This is a genomic window from Micromonospora sp. AMSO12t (assembly GCF_008806585.1).
Classification (GTDB): Bacteria; Actinomycetota; Actinomycetes; order Mycobacteriales; family Micromonosporaceae; genus Micromonospora; species Micromonospora reichwaldensis.
This window is the reverse complement of sequence record NZ_WAAS01000254.1, coordinates 1-9130: the sequence shown is the minus strand read 5'-3', so window position 1 is coordinate 9130 and position 9130 is coordinate 1. Positions and strand designations below refer to the sequence as shown.

Sequence of the window (9130 nt, the reverse complement as noted above, 5' to 3'; positions counted from 1 at the left end):
GGGGTGGACATCCTCGAGGCAGCCAAATCCTAAGGATTGTTAACTGTCACGTCAACGATGATGTTCGATGGATGCGCGGGCACTGCCCGACCTCGGGTGGGCTGGGTTCCGGCCCCGAACGACCGTTAAGCTGAGCGCGTGGGATCCGACGAGCTGTATCCGCCACGGCGGCTGGACGATGCCCGGCGCGCCACCGCCGCCGCGGGCCTGGACGCGCTACTGCTGACCCCCGGCTCCGACCTGCGCTACCTGACCGGCTACGACGCCCACGAGGGGGAGCGGCTCACCTGCCTCGTGCTGCCCGCGCAGGGCGAGCCGACGCTGATCGTGCCCACCCTGGAACGGCCGGCCGCCGAGGCGTCCCCCGCCCCGGCCACCGGCGTACGCATCGTCGACCACGCCGACGGCACCGACCCGTACCCGCTGCTCGTCGCCGCGCTCGACGGACCGGTGGCGACGGTCGGCCTGGCCGACCGGATGTGGGCCGAGCAGGTCCTGGCCCTGCGCGCGGCGCTGCCCGGCGCCACCCAGCGGCTGGCCTCCGAGGTGCTGTGCGAGATGCGCCTGCGCAAGTCCCCGGTCGAGGTCGCGGCGCTGGCCGAGGCGGGCGCGGCGATCGACGCCGTGCACGCGCGGATGGGCCAGTGGCTGCGGCCGGGACGCACCGAGGCGGAGGTGGGCGCCGACATCGCCGCGGCGATCCGGGCCACCGGCCACGTGAGCGTGGACTTCGTGATCGTCGCCGCCGGCCCGAACGCCGCCAGCCCGCACCACGGCACCTCCGACCGCCCCATCGGTGCCGGCGAGCCGGTCGTCGTGGACATCGGCGGGACGATGCCGTCGGGCTACCGCTCGGACTGCACCCGCACCTACGTCGCGGGCGCCCCGGCGCCGGCCGAGTTCGTCGACTACTACGCGGTCCTGCACGCCGCCCAGCGGGCCGCGGTGGCCGCGGTCCGCCCCGGGATCACCGCCGGGGACGTCGACGCGGCGGCCCGGGAGCCGATCGCGGCCGCCGGCTTCGGCGCGGCGTTCCTGCACCGGACCGGCCACGGCATCGGCCTGGACGGCCACGAGGAGCCCTACGTGGTGGCCGGCAACGCCCGCCCCCTGGAGCCGGGGATGGCGTTCTCCGTCGAACCGGGCATCTATCTGGCGGGCCGCCACGGCGCCCGCATCGAGGACATCGTCGTCTGCGCCACGGACGGCGTGCAACGGCTCAACACCACCCCCACGGAGCTCATCGCGCTATGACTGTCGACCGGATCCTCCCCACCGACGAAGCTCACGACCTGCTCGACCTCGCCACCGAACTCGCCGACCGGGAGCTCGCGCCGCGGGCCGCCGGGTTCGAGGAGCGCGCGGAGTTCCCCCGCGAGGTGCTGCGCACCCTCGGGCGGGCCGGCCTGCTCGGCCTGCCCTACGCCGAGGAGCACGGCGGCGCCGCCCAGCCCTACGAGGTCTACCTCCAGGTGCTGGAGATCCTGGCCAGCCGCTGGCTGGCGGTCGCCGAGGCGGTCAGCGTGCACACGCTGTCCTGCTACCCCCTGGCGCAGTTCGGGACGAACGAGCAGCGCAAGCTGCTGCCCGACATGATCGGCGGGGAGCTGCTCGGGGCGTACTGCCTGTCGGAGCCGCAGGGCGGGTCGGACGCCGCCGCGCTGACCACGAAGGCCGTGCGCGACGGCGACGACTACGTGGTCGACGGCACCAAGGCGTGGATCACCCACGCGCAGGTGGCGGACTTCTACAACATCTTCTGCCGCACCGGCGGGCCCGGCCCGAAGGGCATCTCCTGCCTGCTGGCCGACCGCGCGACGGCAGGCATCGCGCCGCAGGCGGCCGAGCGCACGATGGGGCTGCGCGCCTCCCCGGTGGCGCAGATCGCCTTCGACTCGGCCCGGGTGCCGGCCGAGCGGCTGATCGGCGGGGAGGGGGCGGGCTTCACCATCGCCATGTCCGCCCTCGACTCGGGACGCCTCGGCATCGCCGCCTGCGCGGTCGGGCTGGCCCAGGCGGCGCTGGACTACGCGGTCGGCTACGCCCGGGAGCGCCAGCAGTTCGGCAAGGCGATCATCGACTTCCAGGGACTGGGCTTCACGCTCGCCGACCTGGCCACCCAGATCTCCGCGGCCCGGGCGTTGATGCTGGCCGCGGCCCGGCTGCGCGACGCCGGCCGGCCGTACTCGATCGAGGCGGCGAAGGCGAAGCTCTTCGCCACCGACGTGGCGATGCGGGTGACCACCGACGCGGTGCAGGTGCTCGGCGGGGCCGGCTACGTGGCCGACCACCCGGTGGAGCGCTACATGCGCGAGGCCAAGGTGCTCCAGATCGTCGAGGGCACCAACCAGATCCAGCGGCTGGTCATCTCCCGGGCGCTGGCGAAGGGCTGACGGGCGTCGCCCCGCCGGCGTCGCGTCGCCCCGCCGGCGTCGCGTCGCCCCGCCGGCGTCGCGTCGCCCCGCCGGCGTCGCGTCGCCCCGCCGGCGTCGCGTCGTGCCGGCGGGCCGCCTCGTCGCCGCGACGCGGTTTTCCCGGTAGGTTGCACGCCGTGGAGGAGATCGACCGCGCCATCATCGCCGCGCTGACCGCTGACGGTCGGCTGTCGTACACCGATCTGGCGGAGCGGGTGGGCCTGTCGGTCTCCGCCGTGCACCAACGGGTGCGCCGCCTGGAGCAGCGCGGCGTGATCAAGGGGTACGCCGCCCGGGTCTCCTTCGAGGCCCTGGACCTGCCGCTGACCGCGTTCGTGGCGATCCGGCCCTTCGACCCGTCGCAGCCCGACGACGCGCCGGAGCGGCTGGCCCACCTGCCCGAGATCGACTCGTGCTACTCGGTGGCGGGGGAGGACTTCTATCTCCTGCTGGTGCGCGTGGCCAGCCCGGCCGACCTGGAGCGGCTGCTCCAGGAGATCCGGACGGCGGCGAACGTGACCACCCGTACGACGGTGGTGCTGTCGACGCCGTACGAGAACCGGTCGCCGAAGATCAGTGCCGAGCCCCAGCTTCGGGTGCGCTCGCGGGGGTCGGGGGAACCGGCTGGTTCCAGCGCAGGATGACCCGCCGGCCGTGCTCGTGGCCGAGCACGCTGACCGTGGCGGTGTCCAGGCGCAGCAGCCCGCCGGCCGACGGGGGCAGGCCGACCCAGCGGGCGCCGAGCACGCGCAGGCTGTGGGCGTGCCCGACGAGGGCGACGGTGCCCCGGTCGAGTAGCGGATGGACCCGGGCGAGCACCCGGTCGAGGCGCTCGCCGACCTGGTTCGGGGACTCCCCGCCGGGGCAGCCGTCGGCCCAGATGGACCAGTTGGGGTGGTCGTCGCGGATGTCGGCGGTGGTGCGCCCCTCGTACTCCCCGTAGTTCCACTCGGCCAGGTCGTCGAGCGTGTCGGTGACCGTGAGGCCGGCGAGGCGCGCGGTGTGCAGCGCCCGGGCGCGGGGGCTGGTCAGGACCGCGGCGCAGCGGCGGCCGGCGAGGAATCGGCCGAGGGCGCGGGCCTGCCGCTCGCCGTCGGGGGTGAGCTGGAGGTCGGTGTACGAGGTGTGCCGGCGGCTGGCACTCCAGGTGGTCTCGCCGTGCCGGATCAGCAGAAGCTCTCCCATCCGCCCAGTCAACCAGACGGCATCTCCCCACCGTTCACCTAGTGTCCTAGGACGCCTTAGCGGGTGTGGCACCCGCCATGACAGCACTGCGGGGTTTCTCACGGGCTGATGAAGGCACCCGACCAGACGAGGGCCGGGGGAGGCCCGGCCCGTGCTGAGGAGGCGACATGGGCTTCACCGGCAAGGCGAAGAACAAGGTCCAACAGGTGGCGGGTGCCGCCAGGAAGCGACTCGGCGGCGCCACCCACAGCGAGCGGATGCGCGACGAGGGGGCCACGCAGCAGAGCGACGCGCGTGCCCGACAGGCCGGGGAGCACCTCACGGACGCCGGCCGGGACGTGAAGGACGCCTTCACCAGGTGACCCGAGTACGGCGGCGGCTCCCGGCACCCTCGCCGGGGGCCGCCGGACGTCCTGGCCCGCGGCTGCGGCTTTGCGCGGCGAGAACGTCGGGGAATCAGGGAGGGCTTCGATCTATGCGTGCCCGTCCCGCTGCTCGCCTGGTGGCGGCCGATGGCCGGGACGGGCTCGGCTGGGGGGCTTACCGCATGACCGGTCCGTTGACCGGGGTCGTGCGGCGGCCGAGGCCGGGCCAGAACCGTCCGGTCCGGGCGGCGTACATGAGGTAGGTGGCGCCGTGGGTGCGGATGAGGTAGGGCTCCTCGACCGCGCGGACCTGCACCTGTACCGACGCGACGAGGACCGCGGTCCGCGGCAAGACTGATCGGGTTGGGCACCATCGCGGCCAGGCCGAGGCTGGTGACGGCCATCGCGGTGAAGATGGGGTTGCGCGCCAACGCGAACGCGCCGGTGGTGACCAGCCTGGTGCGCTCGCGGGGGTCGACGCCGATCCGGCGTCCAGCCGCAGCCCGGTGTCGCCGGTAACCCGCCACCGCGCCAGGGTGCGACACCCGAACGCCAGCACCAGGCCCAGCAGCTACAGGGCGAGTGCCAGGCCGGCCGTCACCGCGAACCCTCGTCAGCGCAGCAACTGTCCACGCAACCGTCCGTGCTGCCTGTCGCCGGCCCGGCCGGGGGGAGCCCGGGTGTGCAGCAGGCGTCACCGCGCCACGCTTCACGGCCCTCCTTGACCGCCACCACGGCGATGACCAGCGCGGCGACCGGGTCGGCCCAGGACCAGCCGAACAGGCTGTTCAGACCCAGGCCCACGAGGAGGACGGCGGACAGGTAGGTGCACAGCAGGGTCTGTTTGGAGTCCGCGACCGCCGACCGCGAACCGAGTTCCCGGCCGGCGCGGCGCTGCGCGTACGACAGGCCCGGCATGATCGCCAACGACAGTGCCGCCAGCACGAGACCGATGCTGGAGTGCTCGGCGTCGGCGCCGCCGAGCAGGGCACGCACCGACTCCACCGTCACGTAGGCGGCGAGAGCGAAGAACGAGACCGCGATGATCCGCAGCGCCGCCTTCTCCCGAGCTTCCGGATCGCGACCGGCGAACTGCCACGCCACCGCGGCTGCCGACGATACCTCGATCACGGAGTCCAAGCCGAAGCCGAGCAGGGCGGTCGACGACGCGATCGTGCCGGCGGTGATCGCGACGACCGCCTCGACGACGTTGTAGGTGATCGTCGCGGCGACCAGCAGCCGCACCCGGCGGGCGAGCACCGCGCGGCGCGCCGGCGACGGTTCCGCCGGTGTCAGGTCGATGAGGGGGAGGGTCATCAGCAGCAGCCCTTTTCGCCGGAATCCGGACACGCGGCCGGGTCTACCGTCAGGACGAGGCCGAGCAGATCTGCGAGGGCGTGTGCCAGCCGGGCGTCGGCCAGCTCGTACCGGGTGCGGCGGCCCTGGGGCACGGCGACCACCAGGCCGCAGCCGCGCAGACACGACAGGTGGTTCGACAGGTTCTGCCGGGTCGTGCTCAGTAGTTCGGCCAGCTCCGCCGGGTATCCCGGTCCGTCGCGCAGCGCCAGCAGCAGTCGCGCCCGGGTCGGGTCGGACAGGGCATGACCGAAGCGGGCCAGCACCTGCCCGTGCGTCAACGTCTCCACATCGCCGATAGTACATTCGGCGATGTACTAAGAAGGGCGGGGCCTCACCCGTGCAGCATGGTGTTCCTGTTCAAGGTAAAGCGTGCGCTGTACCCTCGCGGTCGCTCGAGCCGAGGAGCGGCGGTGCCGTCGTGGGTCGGAGACGCGGCACCCCCGGGCCGGTGTCGGCTCCGGGGGTGCGGGTGTCGCGGGTTGGTCAGTCGTTGCGGTGCTCGGCCCACCACTGCTGCCCGGTCTCGGGCAGGGTGTCGATCGGGTCGTAGTAGGCGTGGCGCTTGTTGAGCGCCTCGGCGTCGGCGGACTCGATGGAGGTGCGGTAGTTCTTCGTCCAGTACGAGATGCCGCGGTCGCGGTCGTACTCGGTGAGCATGTGCACCCAGCGCTTGCCGACGAAGGGCACGTCGCACACGATGCGCGGGGTGGCGTAGCCGGGCAGGTAGCCCATGATGTCGTGCTGGAGCTGCTGGGCGTGCCAGACCGGGACCCGCCAGTGCTCGGCGTTGGGGATCATGTCGCACATGTAGAAGTAGTACGGCAGGATGCCCGCCTCGCCCTGGAGGGCGAAGCAGAGGTCGAGCAGGTCGGGGGCGGTGGCGTTGACGCCGCGCATGAGCACGCCCTGGTTGCGGACGTCGCGTACGCCGACGTCGAGGGCGGTCTGGGCGGCCCTGGCGACCAGCGGGGTAAGCGACTGGGCGTGGTTGACGTGGGTGTGGATGGCGAGGTTGACGCCGCGGCGGGCGGCGGTGCGGGCGACCCGTTCGAGGCCCTCGACGACGTCGGGCTGGAGCCAGTGCTGGGGCAGGCCCATGAGGGCCTTGGTGGCGAGCCGGATGTCGCGGATGGTCTCGATCTCCAGCAGCCGCATCAGGTAGGACTCGAGGTTCTTCCACGGGACGTTGGCCACGTCGCCGCCGGAGACGACGACGTCACGGACGCCGGGGTGGGCCTTGAGGTAGCCGATGTGGGCGTCGTAGCGGTCGACGGGCTTGAGGGTGAGCTTGAGCTTGTCGACGGCAGGCGTGGAGTTGCCGACGAGGTCCATGCGGGTGCAGTGCCCGCAGTACTGGGGGCAGGTGGAGAGCAGCTCGGCGAGGACCTTGGTGGGGTAGCGGTGGGTGAGGCCCTCGGCGACCCACATGTCGTGTTCGTGCAGGGAGTCGCGGCTGGCGTACGGGTGGGAGGGCCAGTCGGTGCGCCGGTCGGAGGCGACGGGGATCATGTAGCGCCGGATGGGGTCGGCGAGGAACGCCTCGGTGGTCATCGGCGCGAACGGGACCATGGTGTTCATCATCTGTGGCGGCACCAGCATGGACATGGTGGCCAGGGCCTTCTGGTCGGCCTCGAGGTCGGCGTAGAAGGTCTCGTCGACCGTGTCGCCGAGGACGGTGCGCAGCTGCTTGATGTTCTTGACGCAGTTGACGCGCTGCCACTGGGCGTTCTCCCACTGGTCGCGGGTGACGTGGCGCCAGCCGGGGAAGCGGGTCCAGTCGGGTTCGACGAGGGGCGCGCGGCGGTACTCGTAGGGCTGTCCGGCGGTGGGGACGGCGACCGGCGCGGGGCGGGGCGCAGGCGGGGTCTCTACCGGTTGGGTCTGGGTCACGGCCCCTCCTCGATGTGGTGCGGTTGATCAGCGACCCCGAAGGCTACTGGAAAATATTCGGTGAAGAAATTAGTCTGCCGTAAGTTTTCCCGCTACGCGAGCCCTGGTCGGGGCTTCGAGCGGCGTGACAGGGGAGGTCGGCGTGACGTCACCGGTGGGTCTGCACCGCGTTGTCGAACCGGCGGGGGTGCTGCCGCAGGCCGCGTGGCGGCTGGACGCGAGTCCGGAGATCGCGCCGAACGAGGTGCGGATCCGGGTGGAGCGGCTGAACCTGGACGCGGCGAGCTTCCGGCAGCTGTGGGAGAAGCACGGCGGGGACGGCGACGCGGTCCGCGCCGAGGTGCTCCAGATCGTGTCGACGCGCGGCAAGATGCAGAACCCGGTGACCGGCTCGGGCGGGATGCTGATCGGCACCGTGGAGGAGGCGGGACGGCGGTCCCCGCTGGGGCTGCGGGCGGGACAGCGGGTGGCGACCCTGGTGTCGCTGACGCTGACGCCGCTGACGATCCTCGACGGGCTGGCCCGCTGGGACGGGCGCAGCGAGCAGGTGCCGTGCGACGGGTACGCGATCCTGTTCGCCCGGTCGATCGCGGCGGTGCTGCCGGCGGATCTCGATCCGCAGTTGTCCCTGGCGGTGCTGGACGTGTGCGGGGCGCCGGCGCTGACGGCGCGGGTGGTGTCGCGGTACGTGGCGGAGCGGGAGCGGGCGGAGGATCCGACGCCGGTGCGGGTGGCGGTGATCGGTGGCGCGGGCAAGAGCGGGTCGCTGTCTCTGGCCGCGGCGCGGCGGGCGGGTGCCGCCCGTACGGTCGGGGTGGTGCCGGTCGTGGCGGAGCGTGACGCGCTGGCGGCGGTGGGTCTGGCGGACGTGGTGGCGTTGGCCGACGCTCGAGATCCGGTGGCGTTGTCGTCGGCGGTGACGACGGCGTTGGGGGCGCCGGCGGACGTGACGGTGGTCTGCGTGGACGTGCCGGGGTGTGAGCACGGTGCGGTGCTGGCGACGGAGGACGGCGGCACGGTGGTGTTCTTCTCGATGGCGACGAGTTTCGCGGCGGCGGCGTTGGGGGCGGAGGGCCTGGCGGCGGACGTGACGATGCTGGTCGGCAACGGGTACGTGCCGGGGCACGCCGAGTTCGCGCTGGGTCTGTTGCGCTCGGAGTCGGGGGTGCGGGCGTTGTTCGAGGCGCGTCTGGCGGCAGACTGATGGTCATGACGAACCCCTCGACTCTGTACCGCGGCGGGACGCTGCACTGCCCGGCCGATCCGAGCGCGACGGCTCTGCTGGTGACCGATGGCCGGATCTCCTGGTTGGGGGTGGACGCGGACGCGCCGGTCGCCGAGCGGGTGGTGGATCTGGACGGGGCGTTGGTGACGCCGGCGTTCGTGGACGCGCACGTGCACGCCACGGACACGGGGTTGGCGTTGTCGGGGCTGGATCTGTCGGCGGTGCGTTCGGCGGCGGAGTTGCTGGACGCGGTGGCGGGGTTCGCGGCGGGGTTGCCGTCGGACGCGGTGGTGTTGGGGCACGGCTGGGACGAGTCGAGTTGGTTGGTGCCGCGGTTGCCGGACGCGGCGATGTTGGACCGGGCGGCCGGGGGTCGGCGGCTGTATCTGTCGCAGGCGTCGATCCATTCGGCGTTGGTGTCGGCGGCGTTGCTGGCGGCGTGTCCGCAGGTGGTGTCGGCGGCGGGGTACGACGCGTCGGGGTGGTTGCGGCGGGACGCGCACCACGTGGTGCGGGCGGCGGCGTTCGCGTCGGTGACGGGGGCGCAGCGGGCGGCGGCGCAGCGGGCGGCGTTGGCGCACGCGGCGTCGCTGGGTATCGCGGCGGTGCACGAGTGCGGTGGTCCGGAGATCTCCGACGAGGAGGACTTCACGGGTCTGTTGGCGTTGTCGGGTGACGGCGTGGCGGAGGTG

Annotated in this window: 11 protein-coding genes; 6 read left to right on the top strand and 5 right to left on the bottom strand. The window is 72.9% G+C overall.

Annotated elements, in window-relative coordinates; genetic code table 11:
- The first annotated feature begins 138 nt into the window (after positions 1-138).
- The 3 genes from F6X68_RS26630 (at position 139) to F6X68_RS26620 (ending at position 3058) form a co-directional block, all read left to right on the top strand.
- Positions 139-1254 carry a Xaa-Pro peptidase family protein gene (locus F6X68_RS26630; protein WP_151456850.1) on the top strand — a complete coding sequence of 372 codons (1116 nt, stop codon included), beginning with the start codon at positions 139-141 and terminating at the stop codon, positions 1252-1254.
- Positions 1251-2393, top strand: a complete 1143-nt coding sequence (locus tag F6X68_RS26625) for an acyl-CoA dehydrogenase family protein (RefSeq protein ID WP_151456849.1) — start codon at positions 1251-1253, stop codon at positions 2391-2393. Before F6X68_RS26630 ends, F6X68_RS26625 begins: the two co-directional genes overlap by 4 nt.
- Before the next feature lie 158 nt (positions 2394-2551).
- Entirely contained in the window at positions 2552-3058 is a 507-nt protein-coding gene (locus F6X68_RS26620; RefSeq protein WP_151456848.1) for an Lrp/AsnC family transcriptional regulator, read from the top strand.
- Here the strand turns inward: F6X68_RS26620 and F6X68_RS26615 are convergent.
- The gene (locus F6X68_RS26615) at positions 2988-3599 is read right to left on the bottom strand and encodes a histidine phosphatase family protein (protein ID WP_151456847.1); all 612 of its coding nucleotides are present in this window, start codon (positions 3597-3599) and stop codon (positions 2988-2990) included. The genes F6X68_RS26620 and F6X68_RS26615 overlap by 71 nt on opposite strands.
- 167 nt (positions 3600-3766) lie before the next feature.
- Here F6X68_RS26615 and F6X68_RS26610 point away from each other — a divergent pair, with 167 nt between their 5' ends.
- Positions 3767-3961, top strand: a complete 195-nt coding sequence (locus F6X68_RS26610) for a CsbD family protein (protein ID WP_151456846.1) — start codon at positions 3767-3769, stop codon at positions 3959-3961.
- A 178-nt stretch (positions 3962-4139) separates the two neighbouring features.
- Here the strand turns inward: F6X68_RS26610 and F6X68_RS34390 are convergent, their stop codons facing one another.
- The 4 genes from F6X68_RS34390 to F6X68_RS26590 all read right to left on the bottom strand — a co-directional run bounded on the left by F6X68_RS34390 (position 4140) and on the right by F6X68_RS26590 (position 7213).
- On the bottom strand, positions 4140-4316 hold the full coding sequence (locus tag F6X68_RS34390) for a hypothetical protein (RefSeq protein WP_225852441.1): 177 nt from the start codon (positions 4314-4316) through the stop codon (positions 4140-4142).
- Between the two features lie 245 nt (positions 4317-4561).
- Positions 4562-5281, bottom strand: a complete 720-nt coding sequence (locus tag F6X68_RS26600; protein WP_151456845.1) for a cation transporter — start codon at positions 5279-5281, stop codon at positions 4562-4564.
- Positions 5281-5610, bottom strand: coding sequence for a helix-turn-helix transcriptional regulator (locus F6X68_RS26595; protein ID WP_151456844.1), 330 nt, complete (start codon positions 5608-5610; stop codon positions 5281-5283). Before F6X68_RS26595 ends, F6X68_RS26600 begins: the two co-directional genes overlap by 1 nt.
- Positions 5611-5806: 196 nt before the next feature.
- Positions 5807-7213 carry a KamA family radical SAM protein gene (locus F6X68_RS26590; protein WP_151456843.1) on the bottom strand — a complete coding sequence of 469 codons (1407 nt, stop codon included), beginning with the start codon at positions 7211-7213 and terminating at the stop codon, positions 5807-5809.
- A 154-nt stretch (positions 7214-7367) separates the two neighbouring features.
- Between F6X68_RS26590 and F6X68_RS26585 the strand changes: the two genes are divergently transcribed.
- Positions 7368-8417, top strand: coding sequence for a zinc-binding alcohol dehydrogenase (locus tag F6X68_RS26585; RefSeq protein WP_192581549.1), 1050 nt, complete (start codon positions 7368-7370; stop codon positions 8415-8417).
- A gap of 5 nt (positions 8418-8422) precedes the next feature.
- A partial coding sequence (locus F6X68_RS26580; RefSeq protein ID WP_151456841.1) for an amidohydrolase family protein occupies positions 8423-9130 on the top strand: 708 nt, incomplete at its 3' end.